The sequence below is a fragment of the Lysinibacillus sp. FSL H8-0500 genome, assembly GCF_038051955.1.
In the GTDB taxonomy this organism is placed as follows: domain Bacteria; phylum Bacillota; class Bacilli; order Bacillales_A; family Planococcaceae; genus Lysinibacillus; species Lysinibacillus macroides.
Genome location: NZ_CP150292.1, coordinates 4,073,570 through 4,092,263 on the forward strand (window position 1 = coordinate 4,073,570; position 18,694 = coordinate 4,092,263).

Below are 18,694 nucleotides of genomic sequence, written 5' to 3' on the forward strand. Positions count from 1 at the left end.
CAAACAGACTGCTTTGACTTTCACTCTGGCTATGTAGAGCAAAATAGAGTACTTCCATGTATTACTTATTGAGCAATCCATATTTTAGTAAAAAATTATCTAGGAGTGAATCAAATGCTAAAAGTTATCCGAGGTGATAAAAGTCCTCTATGGCAGCAGCTTCTCGATCAAGCAATTCATACAAATATTACGGCAAGAAAATGACCACCCGGTGAATTACTGTGAGCTAGCCGTATTAGTCGGTGTCTCACACTCAAACATACAAATTGTTTATGAGGAATCATTCAGTCATGGATATACTGTGATAAATCGGTGAGGTGGATCAAGAGGAAATGAGTGGGGTTATAAAACCAAATCCTCACAAGAAGTTATATCTCAGGGGCCAACTACGCCAGAATTCCCCTTATTAATTTCATCAGTCAACCATTTAAGAAGCAAGTTAAGAGGTAAAGAAAATAAAAACTTAGAAATCGATTTTTCTCCCTATGAACCATATGTGGACGATAATTTTCGGAAAATACACCAACAATCCAACCTTGTCTTTGTTACTCCCTCGTATCCGTGTGCTGTTGGGGTTAGTTTCTCCATCGGGTTCAAAATTTCTTTCTATTTCTTCAACATTTTTAACTAGGGTGTGTCTAAAAATTATATGCTAGTTTTGGTAGAATGGATAAAATAAGAAAATGAGGTGCATAAATGGCACTAAGTCGCTACGAATTATCCGATGAACAATGGGATCAAATTCAACATCTATTTTCAGCTTATACCACAGGTCGCCCTTCTAAACGAAGTAACCGCGAAATGTTCAATGCAATGTTATGGATTGCCAGCAGTGGTGCCCCTTGGCATGATTTACCTGAACACTATGGATTTTGGAAAACAGCTTATGCTCGCTTTTGCAAATGGCGAAATGATGGCACCTTAGTACGCATTTTTCAATCCCTTCGACTAGAAGCTGACTTTGAACACCTCAGTATTGATTCGACAAGTATTCAAGCACATCAACACAGCACTGGTGCAAAAAAAGGCACTAAATCACGAATTTGCCCAACATATTGGTGTGAGTCGTGGCGGAAATACGACGAAAATCCATACGGTTGTCAATGCACTCGGTAATCCATTGTTGTTCCAATTAACAGGTGGCCCCGTCTATAATAGTCAACCTGCCCTTGGGCTATTAGCAAACATTTCATTAGAGGGAAGCCATGTCCTTGGAGATAAAGCTTACAGGTTACAAGAAATTCGTGATTACCTAACAAGCCAAGGGGCAAGCTACGTCATTCCGCCACGTGTGAATGCTAAAAAAACGTGGTCTGTTGACTGGTATCTTTATAAAGAACGCCATTTAGTTGAGTGTTTTTTCAATAAAATAAAGCATTTCCGTCGAGTAGCAACCCGTTATGATAAACTTGCGACTTCTTTTTTAGTATTCATTTATATGGCAGCAACCTTCAAGTTAACTCAATGAATCTGAATTTTTAGACACATCCTAGTATATTCTTTAACTAAAAATAAAAAAATCACTTACTTTTTCAGTTAGAAAAATAAGTGATTTTAAACTTTTCACTGCTTATTAGCATCATTAATATTTCTCACAATATCTCTTTTTTAGTTCTATTCTCTTGTGTTCCCACACCCCAGATCAATTACCACTGAAACGGTAATGTGGTTTTTTAGTACTTTATTTCTCGTTTTGTCACCTTTCCTACAAACACGAAATGCTTGTGAAAGTGTTTAAAACTAAGGATTTCTATATAGTTTCTCTTTGTAGAAACGAGACACACTCCACATGGCTTGAGAGGATAGAATGAATGTCATTTGAGTGTGTCCGTTCTCGGAAACATATCCATGGCGTTTTTGGCACTATCGGTAGGCGGGAACATATCTACCAATCGTACTGTCTGCGCAAAGGAGCTGTGACATAAGTCCCTAGAAAAAGTCGTATGAAATTACGAAAAATCGTTCTTTTCATGCGATTTATTGGATAAAAGAAAAGGAGCACCGGTTGCCGCTAAAATAAAAATACTTTTCTATCCTTATCCATTAATGCCGATTTATAAATCATATATTTCGTTTAATAAGTTCCTTCTTCTCCTTGAGATGTTAGAATTAACGGCCCAGCTTTAGTGATTGCCAAGCTATGCTCATATTGACAACTTAAACTGCCATCTAGAGTTCTTGCTTCCCATCCATTAGACATCATCTTTACTTGCCCATCACCTACATTCACCATGGGTTCAATCGTGATGACCATTCCCTCTCTCAGACGAACCCCTTTCCCAGGTGTCCCATAATGAGCAAAGAAAGGTTCCTCATGGATACTAGGTCCAATTCCATGAGCAATAAAATCTCGTACGACGCTGTACCCTTGTGCTTCTACATAAGCTTGTATCGCATGACCAATATCCCCAGTCCGATTACCAACCTGTGCTTGCTCGATTCCAAGATAAAGAGCTTTTTTAGTTACCGCCATCAAATTGTCAACTTCCGGTGTGCTTGCACCTACTACATAAGCCCAACAAGAGTCCGAGATCGCGCCATTTAAATTGACACACATGTCAACTTTAACCAAATCACCTGACTTTAAGACTTGTTTTTTAGGAAATCCGTGACAAATTTCGTCGTTCACACTGATACATGTAGCATACTTATAACCTTCAAATCCAATTTGGGCAGCAATACCTCCATGACTTTCGATGTATTGACGCACAAAAACTTCAATGTCCCAGCTAGTAATTCCCGGCTTGATAAAATCTCGTAGATGGATATGAACATCGGCTAATAACGATCCAGATTCAGCCATCAACTCAATTTCTCTTTTAGATTTTAAGGTAATCATGTGTACTCCCGCTTTCAAATTTTTATAAGATTTTGTTGCAAAGTTTCAAACTGATTTAATTCCCATATTTCTACCGAAGCTTTCAGCCAGAATGCCGAGTAGCCTTTTTATTTCTCTGCAGTCCAAAAAAGAAGAAGATTTATTCTTTACATCCTAGGAAACATAGCAGTATACGATGGCTTTTTTAGGAGAGCGTCGTCCGTTGGAGCAGATCAATAAATATCATATAACATTCTTTTCGCTCTGATAAAAATCCGTTTTCTCGAATGGACGCTCTAATATCCTCATGGCATCTTCCCTTTTGATATTTAAAAAAGCTATATACCAACTATCCCTTTTCCCTTCATTCTCTTTAGAAAGATAGATTCTGTCCATTTGCTTTCAATTTCTTTGATAACGATAGACCTCAGCAAAACAAATCCTCCTCAAGCTTCATAATAGCTAGATGTCTTCTTTCTGGGGTGTGTTCGGTTATTTAGATGTGCTTTCACTAGTAGTATCCTTTAATAATTCTTCAAACCATTGCACGTTTACGACATGATGAGAACGGGAATTTTCCAACATCTTTTTAAAATAAGTAGGGATAGCTTCATTATGTTGAAGTGTTTGATCTAATAAAAAAATTTTCTTTTTCGTTTGTTCAATTTGTATTTTTATTAGCTTTATAAATTCCTCTTTTTTATATTCGTTAGCAAATAACATCGCTGCATAAAAAGAGAAATTGATATAATCGGTCTTAGATCCATACTTTACCATTAATTTTTCGAATTCTTTGTTTCCTCGTTCTGTAATGATATAATTATGCTTTTCTCTCGTGTCATCCAGTTGATCAATTTTTTTAATATATTGCTTTTCTTCTAATTGTTGCAGATTATAATAGAAGGATCCTTTTGTATAGTTTACGATATATTTATAGTGACGATCCTCCATTAAAGCTAATAATTCGTACCCATAGGAACCCGGTTTTTGCTTTAATAGACCTAAAATTAGTAGTGGAATCAAAAAAATGCCCTCCTCACACCTCGAACTCATATACTATTATGCTACACCTTACCCCTTAGAGATTTGTTTCAGATGTGTTTCAAATTGAGAATAGGAAATTTTGCCTAACGCCAATTCCAGACTTGCCATATATATCTTTTCCGTTTGGGTATGTGGTCGTTCATTATGAAGCTTGGTCCATTCATTTTCATTATTTAATGGATTTAATATATGCTGCCTATTAGAGAAAGCTGCAAAATATCGTAAGCCAAATTTTCTTTGTGAAATTGCATCGATATGAATACCATCAGGATTAGATGTTAAACCTTCTGCTGTGACAAAGTAACAATTATCTTGTTCGAAAGCAAATTTTTGCAATTCTTGATTGATGAAATTATATTCTGTACAATTTTTCCCGAACCCCTCTTTACCTAGAAAATCTCCTAAGCCACCAATAATGATCGGTATATTGGGGGCATTTAATTCCTCTCTAAAAGCCTTTATAATTGAAAGTAATTTTTGGTAATAGACTTTATACTTCCCATTCATACTATCGCTTTCTCCTTGGTGCCAAAGAATTCCTGTTAATTCACTATTCTCCATAGCAAATTTTGCTTCTGTTATAGCATGTCTAAAAAGAGCCTGATCTACATGCCACTCATCCAGCGTACTGCCACCTTCCGCACAAGGAATTAAGCCAATCGTCTCTTCTGGATTTTCATGACACCATGCATCTGCAAAGGAACCAGCTAGACTGATTCCAGAAACAGGGCGATCATAATTAATGGGTTCCGTCATCATTTGCCATCTTCCATTACGCAACATTTTAATTTTTTCATTATAAATGGGAGGTACATCCTGGATGAACCCTCGCCCTGCCATATTAGATTGTCCTATCATTAAAAATGATTTCATCATTTTCTTCATCCTTTCTTTCTATTGGCTATTTACGAAGAAATACTTCCAAGCTTCAATAAATATTGTGGAGATACTCAGTTAATTGACTGCTTCGTTCAATTTTCTTGAGTTATAAAAATGATCATAGTCTAATTAGACGAATATCATATAAACATTATAGTCTAATTAGACTTATTGTCAACAATATTTTTTGACGAGACTGAGACCTATTCATCCATTATTTTTACATTTACGCTCTCCAATTGATTTCTGAGCTAATTAATCGTAAAAAATAGCCGACTAAGGGAAATACGTTACTTCAAACCCCAGTTGGCATTAATTTTCAGTAAACTATAATTTAATTTATTTCTTGATATTATCGATAAGAGGGAACACATTCACTAGCTTTTAATTATTTTTTATGACTCAACAAATGATGGAAAAATGTGGTAAAGTTTACATCAAGAATAACAGATAGTAACAAAAAAATCTGATTTTATAGAAAACAGACAGATAATATATAAATGCAAGAAATTATCATATGGTTAATGAATGAAACAAGCCTTAACACTAGACATTGCCTTTTTTGATTCTATCACTTTTAAAACTGATAAACCATTCTCAACAATGTAATTTTCTGAAACATTAAAATAGGGATAGAGTATAGATATCCCCTATCCCTATTATCCTCTTGACATGAAATGCTGATTTTTGATTCATCAGCATTCCTTAACAATGAACTCACTCTTTTAAACTAAACGTATAGTTAGTAAATAAATTTATCATTCTACCTTTAATCTTTAGTTTTTATTTCTTTAATATAGTTTGACGACTACATCATCCTTTAAATAATCTATAGCTTTTAAAAAGAGAGAGAGCTTGAGAATAATTTATTTGCTTTTCTGTAGTAATTCCAGCTTTCGCTAACGATCTTCTCAATTGATTTTTTGTAAATATCAAATGAATATTCCCCGATATCCACGCTTCAATAAATTTTTTATATTCCTCTATTTCTTTTTTACTGAAACGATTTGATCTCCGTACCAAACGAACCAATGCACATTGAACATTTGGTTTAGGATGAAAATAATAATTCGGAATCTTTTTTAGTATATGGACTTCTACCTCCGGCAACAAAAGAGCCCCAAGTAATCTTGATGTATCCATCAGTCGCAAAGCAAAACCATACTCAACAATCAAATCAATTTGATATGCACGACTATGAAAAACAACTTTCCTCACTATGTCGGTACTAATGTTAAATGGAATATTTCCAAACACCCGATATTGTATATCTTTATTGGGAAACGAGTATTTCAAAACATCCACGTGGTATACTCGCACATTGGCGTACGTTTTTAACTTCTTTTTCGCTTTTTCAGTTAAATACTTATCTTTCTCTATAGAGATAACTTTTTTCGTTCGTTTTGCTAAAGATTCCGTTAAATGACCTTTTCCAGTACCTATCTCGTAGACAAGATCATCTTCTTTAAAGTTCAAACTACCTACAATTTCTGAGATGTGCTTATCCTTAGTTATAAAGTTCTGTGTATATTTAATTTTTTTCATCATAACCTCGCTCTAATTAGGTTATGACGATTAATCATCATAACCTTATTTTTCTAATGTGTTATGATGATTTCTTGGTCTGATATATTGAATTGCGGTTTTCACAAAACAAGCGCATTGTGTAAACATGACAAACCACCTTTCCAAATTTGATAATACATTTTATCACAATTAATAAAAAAGTACTATAAAAAAGTGAGCTACTCTTCCTATTGATTATCAGCCCTTTGTCACCAATAAAGTATGAGTGATCTCTTCCTAAATTTTGTTCACTTTATACTCACGCTTTAAGTTTCAATAAAAGTTCAAATTACAAATGGTCCTATAAACTGCACTTATTCTTCTGTAATCGCTCGTTCCATGATTTCTTGAACGATTGATGTTTTAGCATCCGCGTAATGCTGAACATGACGCCTTTTCTTCTTAGCAAGAGTTCGTTTGACTTGTCCATATTTGTCACGATCTTGCTAATTAGACAATAATAAAAGGCAGAGTATACGTGTCGTAGGGGAGGATAGCCACTATGATAATGCCTGTGCTGAAAACTTCTTAAGTTGTTTAAAGTGTGAATATACTAACTTTTATCAATTTTGATATAGAGAAGAAGCTAAACTCATTATTTTCAAACCCATTGGGGCTATTACAATCGCCAAAGGGGACCTATGTTTTAGGCAATGCAACAATGCTCAATTAGGCACTTTTAATTTGCAACAAACAGACCTAGAGCTTTAAATAGATAACTCCTGCTATCTATATATGTAATTTAAAAATACAATCATAAATTGAATACTAACAGTCATATTGCTTACTGTTTTGTGACACTAAAAATTCTATGTAATAAAGTGACCCTCCCCGTTAAGGAGAAGCCCTACACTATCAAAAGTCTTGATGAATCAAAAAAGGTAACTAAGTGACTGAGATTTTACGCACGAACTGAATTCCAGCAGATATTGAGTATATTCTTCTTTTTCTGGTCGTCCATTTCATATTTATTACTTTTATATCCGTTGATAACAGAAATCAAAATACCTGTAACAATTTGTATCAGGATGGGGACTTCCATATCCAAAATGATTTTTTGTTCTTTCCCCGCTTCTAAAGTTTCTCCCAATGCAGTGGTAAAATCATTTGTATAGCAATCCTCTGGTTTAATCTTATGGAGCAAATGTGAATACTGAGAAACAAAGTTGTTTTCATCATAATTTTGGATTATATAATCGAAATATCCGCTCAGTAAATGGTTAAACCTTAGTCTAACGTCCGCATTATTATCATATCCGGCAATAATTTCGTCAGACATTCTCTGCATAATCTGTTGAAACAATTCGTAAAGTAATTCATCTTTGCTGGAGAAATAATTATAAAGAGTACCTGATCCAACTCCTGCTCGTTCAAGAATCTTTGAAAGTGTAACAGACTGCATACCATGTTCAATTATTAGTGCTAATGTAGCATCAAATATATCATCTTTCTTACTCATCGTCTTCACCTCATGGAATATACATTCCATATTATAAGATAAATTATTAGAGTTTGTCAATCAAATCAATAACATTGACAAAGGTTAATTTTAGAATTATAATCTTTTTGGATTGAACGTTCAATCCAAAAAATACTTTTATTTTATACATGATTTCCTATTATTAAACTAGAAGGGAAGGATTTTTATGTTAAAAGTTTGGTTTATAACCGGTAGTTCCAGAGGATTAGGGCGCAGTATAACAGAAGCCGCACTCAAAAAAGGGGACAAAGTCATTGCCACTGCGCGCAATCCTCAAAAGTTGGCTGATTTAGTACAACAATATGGCGATCAAATTCATCCACTGGCTTTAGATGTTACAAACGAACATGCCGTATTCGAAGCAGTTGAACAAGCCCATCGAATTTTTGGAAGACTTGATGTAGTGGTTAATAACGCTGGATACGGAAATATCGCATCCATTGAAGATGGATCTCTTGATGATTTTCGTGCTCAAATGGATACCGTCTTTTATGGCGTTGTCTATGTTACAAAAGCCGTTATCCCTATTATGAGAAAGCAGCAAGGCGGACATATTATTCAGATTTCATCTTTGGGCGACCGGATTGGCTCCGTTGGTTTAAGCGCTTATCAAAGTGCTATGTGGGCTGTTTGTGGCTTTTCAGAAGTTTTGTCTCAAGAGGTTTCTCCTTTTGGTATTAAGGTATCCATTATAGAGCCTGGTGGAATGCGTACTGATTGGGCTGGGTCTTCCATGACTATCTTCCCTGTAAGTGAGCCTTACAAGCAAACTGTCGGTGCATTTGTAAAAGCAATTCACGATCATCGTGGACAACAACCTGGAGACCCCGCTAAAATTGCAAAGGTCATTACAGATTTAACCGATATGGATGAACCCCCGCTTCGTCTTCTTATGGGAAGTGACGCGGTCGCTTATGCCGAAGCTGCAAGCAAAGCTCTTTCAGATTCAGACACAAAATGGAAGCATTTAAGTGAATCCATTAATTTTGACTAAATTGGAAAAACTATTTTACTCGCAAGGAATAAATATAGATAAGAGCAGGGAAAAAATAGTCAGTTTATTTTCTTGTTATCGGTTGATAGTTAACAGATTAAAAAGTACTGCCAACCTTTTCTGAGGTTGGTATGAATTAAATCGTGCTTTTAAAGGCCTTCAATGACGGTATGAGATTGGATGTCTTTCTAAGATTATAATTAAGTGTTTTCGAAGTTAATAACCACCAAAGGGTGTTAGCTCTTAATTGACTGTTAATATTTTACATCTCTTCTTCAATCTCAATCCCAGATTTGAATTCAATAACGAGTTTATCTTCAAGCACCGCAACCTTTTCAATTAGCCGCCTTACTAATTGCTCATCATACTCCTCTAACTCGCAGGATTGCTCATTCAAGAAATCAGTCATTTCTGCAATTCGTTGCCTTTTTCCTTCTCGCTCTGCATTCTCTACTAGTGCATTTTGCTTTAATTCCCGAAGTCGATAAATTTCATCAGCCACATCTTCATAATCATTTTTTGATTTTGCTTGTATAAGGAGCTGTTGTTGTAACTCTTCCAATTTTCTATCAATATCATCGGTGGTATTATCATTTTCTTCATTAAGGACGGTAGCTATGTTTTTCTGTAACGTTGAGAGGAAGGGCTCTTTTTTAGTCAAAAGTTCGTTAATAGCCTTAACCACTGCTGCCTGTAATGTTTCCTCGTTTATGGTAGGTGCCGTACATTCAGAGCCTTTTTCCTCTAAACGACTAACACATCTCCAAACAATAGACTTGTAACCTCGGTTATTCCAATGTACTCGTCGGTAAATATCACCGCATTGCCCACAGTAAACAATACTTGATAAAGCATACTTACTACTATAGACTCTCTTTTTACCGCCTTTACCTCCTCGGAGATTCACTCTTCGAACCATCTCTTCTTGAACCTGCATAAAAAGCTCGCGTGGAATAATAGGCTCATGGCTGTTTTCTACATAATACTGGGGAACGATTCCGTTATTTTTAACTCGCTTTTTAGAAAGGAAATCAATTGTATATGTTTTTTGTAGAAGGGCATCTCCGATGTACTTTTCATTTTGCAATATTTTTTTCAGTGTTTCTGGTCTCCATTTTGATTTCCCTGCCGCTGTTAGAATTCCGTCCGCTTCTAGTCCTCTTGCTATCTGTAATAGGCTGGCCCCCTCAAGGTATTCTCTGAAAATCCGTTTAACAACCTCCGCACCCTCTGGGTCAATCACTAGTTGCTTGTTTTCATCCTTGGTGTAACCAAGGAAACGCTTGTGGTTGACCTGAACTTCACCTTGCTGGTATCGATACTGAATACCCAGCCTAACGTTCTGGCTTAAGGATTGGCTTTCTTGCTGGGCAAGGGATGCCATGATAGTCAGCAATACTTCACCCTTAGAATCCATAGTGTTAATATTCTCTTTCTCGAAGAACACAGCAATGTTTTTATCCTTTAACTGACGGATATACTTAAGGCAATCCAACGTGTTTCTGGCAAATCGGCTGATTGATTTTGTGATAATCATGTCAATATTGCCTGCCATACACTCCTCAATCATACGGTTAAATTCATCACGCTTTTTCGTATTGGTACCAGTGATGCCATCATCCGCAAAAATACCTGCTAATTCCCATTCCTTGTTCCTCTTAATATAGTTTGTATAATGCTCAATCTGAATTTCGTAACTTGAGGCCTGCTCCTCACTATCCGTTGAAACTCGGCAGTAAGCCGCCACTCGTATTTTTGGTTTACTCTCACTATTTTTATTATTTCCGATTCGTTTTATTGCTGGAATTACTGTTACATTCCTACTCACTGCCACTGGTTACACCTCACTTTCTATCAAACTGTAAGCATATTCTGCCTGCTTATATGGATCGTCATATTTTTGTACCAGAGGTTTTGCTTTGAACTTTACAGGATAATCCGTTTTTGGTACATCTTTAGGCTCCCATATCCGTCCAAGTTTTTCTGCTCGCTTTTGTTTTTCTAACCTTGCTTTTTCAAATATCTCCTCATCAATAATTGGAGGATAGAATTCGTCTCCAAGGTATTGCTTGTTCTGTAGCATCCTACTTACTGTGGCATGGTAGCAATCTATCCCAGCTTTTATTGCAGCATTCTTCAAGGATAATCCTGACAAGTAACCTGAAAATAACTCTTTTACTTGTTCTGCTGCTTTATCATCTACAACAGCCTTTCCATCTTCAATTCTATATCCATAGGGTGTGTGACCCATCTAATTCACCAACCTTTCCTTCAATGCGATTCCACATTTTAATTCAAATCCCACTTCCTCTCGTGAAAAGACCATAATCTTTTCTACGTAATTTTCAAACAGCTCATCCTCATAGGCTGTAAGCATTTGGGACTTAGTTGCAAACTTAAGCAGACGGTCAACCTCTTCAACTTTTGTAAAATTCCCATTGACGGAACGAGTAAGTTGATCCTTTTCGACAAGAAGCCTTTCTCTTTCTGCTTCCAGTGAATTCTTTTCTTTATTAAACAGAGCAGGTTCCAGATATCCTTTGGCCATTAAACCCGTCAGCATCTGACTCTGCTCCATGTTGTTTTCAATTTTAGTTTCCAACTCTTCAATTCTACGAAAACCCGCTACATTATTCTGGTTACGTAACCCATTCAAAAGTGGTCTTAATATGAACTTCTGACCGTAAATGAGTTTATTCATCATCGTAACAAATGCAGTCTTTATATCTTCATCTCGAATGAACTGCATAGAACATTCCGTTATATTGCTTATATGCTTACTGCAGCACCAAGCAATGTATTTTCTTGGACCAGATGAATGAACCCGTCTTTTAAAAGTACTGCCACATTCCGAGCAGATAATTTTGCTAGAGAAAGCATATCGGTTTAGATATTTGCTGTTGCGCTTTTCGATGCTTTTTTCCTTTGCTCTCTGTTTGAGAACGGCATCTACAGCTTCAAAATCTTCATGGTTGATAATTGCCTCATGATGGTTTTCTACTAGATACATATCTTTCTCACCATAATTGGTGTGCCTATTATAATGGCTGTCCGTATAAGTCTTTTGCAAAATAACATCACCAGTATATTTTTCATTAGTCAGAATCCCTCTAATCGTAGTAGCTGTCCAACGACCACCTCTTTTTGATGGGATACCCTTTTGATTAAGATCATTTGCAACTTTCTGTGTGCCTTTGCCCGATAATACCTCTGCAAAAATATACTTCACAACTTCAGCCTGCTTGGGGTTTACTATCATTTGACCGTCAATATTTTGATAACCATATGGCGGGTAGGAAATTTTAAAGGTTCCGTTTTGAAATCGTCTTTGAATGGCCCACTTCGTATTTTCTGAAATGGAAATTGACTCGCTTTCTGCAAGCCCACTTAAAATGGAGAGCATCAACTCGCTTTCCATTGAACCCGTATTGATATTTTCCTTCTCAAAATAGATATGAACCCCAAGGCCTATCAGTTTTCGAACCATCTCCAAGCAGTCTGTAGTATTTCTCGCAAATCGGCTGATGGACTTTGTAATAATTAAGTCAATCCTTCCAGTTTCACAGTCTGATAACATTCTAAGCAGGTCAGAGCGGTTTTCCTTTTTCGTGCCACTGATTCCCTCGTCATAATATAAGCCTGCATATTCCCATTCTGGATTCGCCTTTATATAAGTCTCATAATGAGCCTTTTGCGCTTGCAAGCTGACTAGCTGTTCATTACTATCTGTTGAAACTCGGCAGTAGGCAACTACTCGTGTTTTTGGCTTAATAAAAGAGTTGGCTAGATTCCCTTCTATTTTCGTTATCTTTTTCATCCTCTCACCTCCTTCTTGGTAGGTCACATATTACCTCTGAAACCCTTATATATCAACGGTTTCAGGACATTATCTCAGCTAAAAAGGGGTAGAATGTTTGGCGGTTTAATGCGTCTATTTTGTTGAATTCCACTTCAGTTATTAAGCCTTTTTCGAGCATCTTTCTCAGCAATTTTTCTGCTTGGATATAATCAAACTCACGTTGTAACTGTTCCTGTGATACTCTCTTAAGTACGGTGGTGCTTTTGTCTACAACCTCATCCGAGATCTTAGTAACTTTTTTATCCTCGTGCTGATTCACTAAGAATCACCTCCTACCTAATAGCCGTGGGAACAGGTCGAAGTTGAGGATTTGTAAAATTTAATTTGAATCAGAGCATAAAAAAAAGAGCCTGCAAGGGAAGAACCCCTACAGGCTAGATAATCTAACAGTTAAATATTTTATTTAGGAATCTCGATGATTTTTAACTCGCCCCATTTGTTAATCATACTTAATAAATGCATCCGTAAAGCCTGCCTTTTTAGCTTTAGCAAGCTGTGCCTCAGCATTTGCACTGTCAGAATAAGCACCGATCTGCACACGGTAATATTTCTTTTTCACAGAGTCTACTGGTTTATTTTCAGCACTTAATAGTTTCTTCACATCCGCTCGAAAGGTGTCCATGCTCTTCCCATGTTTAGGGAACCAGTGCATCACATCGCCATGGTTACTGGCAATGCCTCGTTTATAACCTTCGCTGTGACAGATGATATCTTTTTCACTAAACCCATAGAGTTTGCAAAGATATACACAAAGCTCCAAGGCTTCCTTGTAAACAGCAGAAAAATACGAGGCATCGGTCAAACCGTCCTCGCAAATTTCAAATCCAATATGAGAATTGTTTGCAGTTCCTCCAGCATGCCAACCTCGGTGATTCCAAGGCAATGTTTGATAGGTTGCAATGGAACCATCTGCTAATTTACCAATAAAGGCATGGACACATACTTGACGGCCTCCAGGTTTGTCTTGATTCCAATGGTTGTTATATTGGTTCTTTCCTAGCAAGCCATCGTCAGGGCCAACATATCGTTTGAGCCACGGGTTGTTAGCTCCAGTTGAGTGAACAATGATACCCTTCGGCAATATTGTTTTTCCTGCTTTGAAACAGGCATTATTTGTAAGTATTAACTTATGCAGATTCATTACGGTCACCTCACTAATCAAGAATTTGTGTCAGATGCAAGAGCCACAGGGTATAGATGATAGGTAAACTTCAAATCACAAAAAGCATTCGCCGATGTTCCATCACTTCCCATACTGATATACAATCCATAACCAGAAGGCACCCGGCTTTGACGCATTTGAATATGAATATGCAACCCAGCGTTTGAACTATCAGCACCTATAGGTGTGCTACGTGAGATTCTGGTAAAGTTCACTTCATCATTTGATATATATAAGTCTAGTTCTTTTTCACTTGTATCCGATTGGCGGCAAAGGGTAACTAAATGACAATCATAAGCTGTTGGATAAAGCAATCCACCCTGCCCGCCTATAACCACGCTACCAATTGGCAATAATGTGTACAAAGGTCCTCGAACGCTGTTAATACCGCCCCCGCCTGTAGCATTACCGCTCAAAACATATCTCAAATAGCTTGCCCTAGTAAATGCGTTGATAGTAGATGTTGCGGTAGAGGTAAGGGCCAATGGTGTCGTAGCATTTTCCGCTCTTTCCAATATGAATAGACTCTCACCAGAAGGAATAGTAGCATCACCAATGGAGAAAACTCGACTCGTCCAATAGGCTGTGCTTGCTGGGTTTGGTGATGTTCCTGACCCATATGCAATGTTCGCTACATCTTGAATACCCCTTATGGCTTCGGCAAGTTTCTTGACAGTATTGCGGAGAGTGCCTTGGATTAACACCTGCACATTGTTTGTTGTCGGACTGCCCAAGGATGTAACAAATGTATAGGTTACCGTGCCAAGTACTACGTTATTGCCGCTATTTATGCTCGTAAATGTGATGGATGCTCTCCGGCTTACCATATCCGGTGCAGTAGCAGTTTCTATCGGATGCAAATGATTAAGGATAATACCAGTCCGAGTGTATAGAGTATCTCTCATATCCTCGATTAGACCATGTGTGGTATTTAGCAAATTATAGTTATCATTTAACAGACTGTGTGTTGTATTTAAAATTGCATAGTTATCATTGACTAAACCATAGGTATCATTTAATCTGCCATGTGTGGTGTTTAGCAAATCATAGTTATTATTTAAAAGGCTGTAGATAAGGTTTAATAGATTATATGTTTCATTAATATCTAGTTCAGCTAATGCAGAAAGAACCTGATTAAGCCATTCCTGTGCAGGAGGTTCGGGCGGCTCGGCAATTCCGTCAACAAGAGCATCCTCAACAATGGTTAGTATCTGAATGCTTTTTCCGACCACCTCTCCATAAGTGACCCTTATTTCTAGACGACCGACACCGACAATAGATGTATCCGTTGCGCTAGGCGACCATGTAAGAACTCCGTCAGCATAGCTCGTGATCACTGGATAAGCATTACCATCCGGTCTTTTGTAAATTGCATTTAACGAGGCACTGGGGTATTTTTCTTCCAATAAGCTAGATACATCAAATTCAATATTTCGATAGTGATGCTCACCTCGACGACCGATGGACACCGTTACTGCTTTCGTTATGTCAATCATACTTCATCACCTGGCTTACGGGGTTCTTCATCACGTCCATGTAACTGCTGTAGAACTGATTTTAGTTTCTCTGGGATGGGTAGTCCAATATGTCCGGCATTCTCCAAAATGGATACTCCTTCATTACTCAGGTAGAAAAAGATTACTGCTGTGCGTAAGGCTCCACTATTGTCTCCAATGCTACCTAAAATTTGTGTATCGATAATATGAGCAATACCTACCATTGCAAAGATAAACACCTTTTTGAAAATTCCCTTAGCACCAATTTCACTGCACAGCTTTTTATTCACAATGGCACAAAGCACTCCCGTCACATAATCGATGACAACAAAGGCAACCAACGCATAAAGAAATCCATCATAACCTCCGAGAAACCATCCAAGAAATCCACCTACAGCGGCAATAGCCAGCTGTATCCAATTCCAAATCTCTTTCATTAATAGACACCTCCATTTCGTGTGTTTCCATATAGAAAAGCGCCCCTGCAAATGACAAGAGCGCTGAATGTTACCTTTACATTATTTGAATTAGATCATGTATTTGTTGCATCACATCCGCTTTTGGTCGTCCGGTACCGATAGGTAGCCATGTGACAGGTGGTATATCGAATGCCTGGGAAGAATCAAAGCTATTAACCATTAAAATAATCGAATCAATAGCCTTGCGTATTTCAACGATATGAAATGGCCAATTCTTAATAGTGGTCTTTCCTGTAATGATCTCCTCTTTCCAAGTCATAGGGGATAGATTGTAATAGCTACGCACCCTATTTACAGCAGTTCGAATCGTCTGAATATGCGCTGCCTTTACATGCGTCACATTTGAAGTAATGATTTCAAAAGGTAATGCCAATATCGTAAAAGTACGAACAACTTCTATACTTGCTGATTCGATATCACTGTCAAGACAACGGAAGGTAACCGTATGATTACCTGCAGAAAGCGGTTCAGCTTGGTAAATTGTCTTGACCCCATTACCAAGATAGCCGCTTACAGAAAACCGCTCAGGATTGTCTACGCTGTTTTGCCATGAACCAGAGTCAATCCTTACCTCCACTATTTGTGTTTGTCCATCCGGTTCAATTCCTGTTGTGATCATAAAACGTGGTGTAGCATTATAAGTAAAATTGCCAGACATTGGACAGTCCACTATCGGTGCTACAGGCGGGCTGTTTTTCTTTACCGCGTTACTAACAACATAGGCAGACACTGCATCAAGTGCATCTGTGACGCTGATTCGATAACGAGTATATCTACCGGCAACCTGTGAGGCATTTACCTGAAGAGTGCCTGAAGTCGCATTGGAAATAACTGTCGTCAGTGCTTCATAAGCAGACCAATTTAGTCCATCTATCGAAGTGGCCTGTTGAATAACATATTGCTTGATGGAGCTGGTTCCAGGTACCGTTCCACTCCATGAAAGGTTTATTGTATTTACTTCATAGATAGGAGGGTTTGCGGTAAAAGAAGTCGGCGGTATTGGTAGTATGTTTTTACGAACAGTATTACTGGTAATAGTCCAGCCTGAGTAAAAATCCTCTCCAGCTGTACCACGGGTTCTTATTCGGAACCGACGATAATGACCACGTGTAGCAGGTGGACTGACATTTAAAATACTGCTTGTTGCAGAAGTATTGACTATCGCCAATGCCAACCAAGCACCCCAATTGCTATTATCTGGCGAATCACTATATTGTATTTCGTAGGAAGTGATGGGATTACCTGCGCCACCAGCTGCTCCACTCCACGAAAGAGTAACGTTTCCTTCAGATAATGTTGCACTTACCGTGCAGGCAGTCGGTGCTGCACAGGCAGTGATGTTGCAATAAATGCTATTACTGATTTTCTCTATTGAGTAAACATCAAATGTGTCAATTGTCCAAATACCAAATTGTGTATATGTTCCTGGGGTCCTCGATACAATTGGATTATAGCTACCACCGCTTGCTGCCAATGTCAACATGGTCAACACATTCCACGCACTCCATGTGCTGTTATCCGTGGATGTGCGACTGGCAATTTGATACCCCTTAATTGGACTGGTACCGCTAGACGCTCCGCTCCAAGTAAGTGTGATAGTCTCATTACTATATGCCGCAGGGGAGGCAACAGCAGTCGTTGCTGGCTTTGGTACCGTATTCCTGCGGACGCTGTTTGTGGATACTTTCCAGCTAGAGTAATAACTAGCTCCTGCTGTACCACGGGTTCGTACACGAAATCTTCGGTAATTACCTCGCGTTGAGGGCGGTGCTACTGATACACTGCCACTTGATGCTGTGGTGGTCACAGTTGTCAGAGCAGTCCATGCTCCCCATGTGATGTTATCGGCAGAATCACTATATTGAATCTCATAACTAGAAATCGTATTATTGATGCCCCCAGAAGCACCACTCCAAGAAAGAGTCACATCCCCTTCCGCAAGTGTCGGGGAAACCGTACAAGATGTCGGTGCTCCACATGCTGTAGTAAGCAATGGAGAGCTTAATACCGTATAACTCGAATTGGTAATTACACCAGAGGATAATGGCAATCGCCCATCAGATACCACTTTGAATGTGACTGGCTGGGTTGCATTACCTGTAGTAGAAGCACAGGTCACCGAAACATACCTGAGTCTTGGTGTAGTTCCATCCCAGTTATCCCCGTCCGCCGCTTTGATTCGCACCTGCGAAGAAGATCCATTTACAGTCATTGTACAAAGCAATGCATAACCATTATGGATGAAGGAACCTGAAGAACCCAATGCAGCGGATATGGTAAAGTTGTATGTCATCTGGCTATTATTAGGTCGGCTTTTAGTATAAGTAATCGTGTAATAAACGGTCGGGCTGGAACCCGCCTGCAGAGTGATGCCGTTAATATCCGCCACTTATATTCACCTCCTATTCATAAACCGCAGAAACTAGCGAGTTTACCAACCCGCAAAGACTAGTATTCAACCGAGTATCAATAATGTTATTTGCTGAAATCGATGTAGCAGCTGAAGGTACTAGAACATCAGCAATACCTAGTTCATAGACATCGCTTGTTCTTGTCAACTCCGGAGCTATGGGCGATGCCGTTGGAGTACCAGTAACAATGGCGAGCTGAATGCTTCTCGTAATTTGACTTAAACGAACCACAACCCTGTCTATGCGAGGATTGCTCCCATCTGCTGTAGCAAGGGGTTTATTTAAAACATCCGTATTTTCATATCTATAACCATTAATCCATGCACTGCCCGGTGCTATGGTTACTGCTAATCCAATCCCAGGAGATACCAGTAAGTTTGTTGGTGTCGCATAAAACACACCATTCGAGACAAGGCTTCCAAAGTATGCAGCGAAGTCCGTTGCATCATAGACTCTATCACCATCGGATGAATTGAAAAATCCGCTTTTTTCCATCAATCACTCCT

16 protein-coding genes and 1 pseudogene are annotated in these 18,694 nt (G+C 38.3%); 2 read left to right on the forward strand and 15 right to left on the reverse strand.

The genetic code is table 11. The features are described from left to right. Window positions 1-696 precede the first annotated feature (696 nt). Window positions 697-1,468, forward strand: a protein-coding gene (locus MHB44_RS19520; RefSeq protein ID WP_341300518.1) for an IS5 family transposase whose coding sequence is annotated in 2 segments (ribosomal slippage) — window positions 697-1,046 and window positions 1,045-1,468 — 774 coding nt in all. Because the reading frame shifts where the segments join, the coding sequence is not laid out codon by codon here. 606 nt (window positions 1,469-2,074) lie between these two features. Here the strand turns inward: MHB44_RS19520 and map are convergent. The 6 genes and pseudogenes from map to MHB44_RS19550 form a co-directional block, all read right to left on the reverse strand. After that, the gene (gene map / locus MHB44_RS19525) at window positions 2,075-2,839 is read right to left on the reverse strand and encodes a type I methionyl aminopeptidase (protein WP_003127235.1); all 765 of its coding nucleotides are present in this window, start codon (window positions 2,837-2,839) and stop codon (window positions 2,075-2,077) included. Window positions 2,840-3,310: 471 nt separating this feature from the next. Next, window positions 3,311-3,841 carry a helix-turn-helix transcriptional regulator gene (locus MHB44_RS19530; RefSeq protein WP_003127233.1) on the reverse strand — a complete coding sequence of 177 codons (531 nt, stop codon included), beginning with the start codon at window positions 3,839-3,841 and terminating at the stop codon, window positions 3,311-3,313. Window positions 3,842-3,889: 48 nt separating this feature from the next. After that, window positions 3,890-4,738, reverse strand: coding sequence for a sialate O-acetylesterase (locus MHB44_RS19535; protein WP_341300519.1), 849 nt, complete (start codon window positions 4,736-4,738; stop codon window positions 3,890-3,892). Between the two features lie 816 nt (window positions 4,739-5,554). Further along, window positions 5,555-6,289: a 23S ribosomal RNA methyltransferase Erm gene (gene erm, locus MHB44_RS19540; protein WP_341300520.1), complete on the reverse strand. Its 735-nt coding sequence runs from the start codon at window positions 6,287-6,289 to the stop codon at window positions 5,555-5,557. A gap of 332 nt (window positions 6,290-6,621) precedes the next feature. Next, window positions 6,622-6,768, reverse strand: a pseudogene (locus tag MHB44_RS19545) (GrpB family protein); the annotation flags it as partial. 440 nt (window positions 6,769-7,208) lie between these two features. Next, a complete protein-coding gene (locus MHB44_RS19550; protein ID WP_341300521.1) occupies window positions 7,209-7,766 on the reverse strand; it encodes a TetR/AcrR family transcriptional regulator in 558 nt (185 codons plus the stop codon). Between the two features lie 187 nt (window positions 7,767-7,953). Between MHB44_RS19550 and MHB44_RS19555 the strand changes: the two genes are divergently transcribed. Continuing rightward, window positions 7,954-8,781: an oxidoreductase gene (locus MHB44_RS19555; protein ID WP_341300522.1), complete on the forward strand. Its 828-nt coding sequence runs from the start codon at window positions 7,954-7,956 to the stop codon at window positions 8,779-8,781. Window positions 8,782-9,043: 262 nt separating this feature from the next. On the opposite strand, the gene MHB44_RS19560 is transcribed toward MHB44_RS19555, so the two are convergent. The 9 genes from MHB44_RS19560 to MHB44_RS19600 form a co-directional block, all read right to left on the reverse strand. Further along, on the reverse strand, window positions 9,044-10,615 hold the full coding sequence (locus tag MHB44_RS19560) for a recombinase family protein (protein WP_341300523.1): 1,572 nt from the start codon (window positions 10,613-10,615) through the stop codon (window positions 9,044-9,046). 3 nt (window positions 10,616-10,618) lie between these two features. Beyond that, the gene (locus MHB44_RS19565) at window positions 10,619-11,032 is read right to left on the reverse strand and encodes a recombinase family protein (protein ID WP_044037642.1); all 414 of its coding nucleotides are present in this window, start codon (window positions 11,030-11,032) and stop codon (window positions 10,619-10,621) included. Beyond that, window positions 11,033-12,598, reverse strand: coding sequence for a recombinase family protein (locus MHB44_RS19570; protein WP_341300524.1), 1,566 nt, complete (start codon window positions 12,596-12,598; stop codon window positions 11,033-11,035). A gap of 61 nt (window positions 12,599-12,659) precedes the next feature. After that, window positions 12,660-12,899, reverse strand: coding sequence for an SHOCT domain-containing protein (locus tag MHB44_RS19575; RefSeq protein ID WP_082831365.1), 240 nt, complete (start codon window positions 12,897-12,899; stop codon window positions 12,660-12,662). 180 nt (window positions 12,900-13,079) lie between these two features. After that, a complete protein-coding gene (locus MHB44_RS19580; RefSeq protein WP_341300525.1) occupies window positions 13,080-13,781 on the reverse strand; it encodes an N-acetylmuramoyl-L-alanine amidase in 702 nt (233 codons plus the stop codon). 17 nt (window positions 13,782-13,798) lie between these two features. Beyond that, window positions 13,799-15,298: a hypothetical protein gene (locus tag MHB44_RS19585; protein WP_217818762.1), complete on the reverse strand. Its 1,500-nt coding sequence runs from the start codon at window positions 15,296-15,298 to the stop codon at window positions 13,799-13,801. Continuing rightward, the gene (locus tag MHB44_RS19590; protein ID WP_035197478.1) at window positions 15,295-15,735 is read right to left on the reverse strand and encodes a phage holin family protein; all 441 of its coding nucleotides are present in this window, start codon (window positions 15,733-15,735) and stop codon (window positions 15,295-15,297) included. Before MHB44_RS19590 ends, MHB44_RS19585 begins: the two co-directional genes overlap by 4 nt. Window positions 15,736-15,811: 76 nt before the next feature. Next, the gene (locus tag MHB44_RS19595) at window positions 15,812-17,962 is read right to left on the reverse strand and encodes a hypothetical protein (RefSeq protein ID WP_341300526.1); all 2,151 of its coding nucleotides are present in this window, start codon (window positions 17,960-17,962) and stop codon (window positions 15,812-15,814) included. Between the two features lie 217 nt (window positions 17,963-18,179). Next, window positions 18,180-18,683 carry a hypothetical protein gene (locus tag MHB44_RS19600; RefSeq protein ID WP_019155104.1) on the reverse strand — a complete coding sequence of 168 codons (504 nt, stop codon included), beginning with the start codon at window positions 18,681-18,683 and terminating at the stop codon, window positions 18,180-18,182. Window positions 18,684-18,694 lie beyond the last annotated feature (11 nt).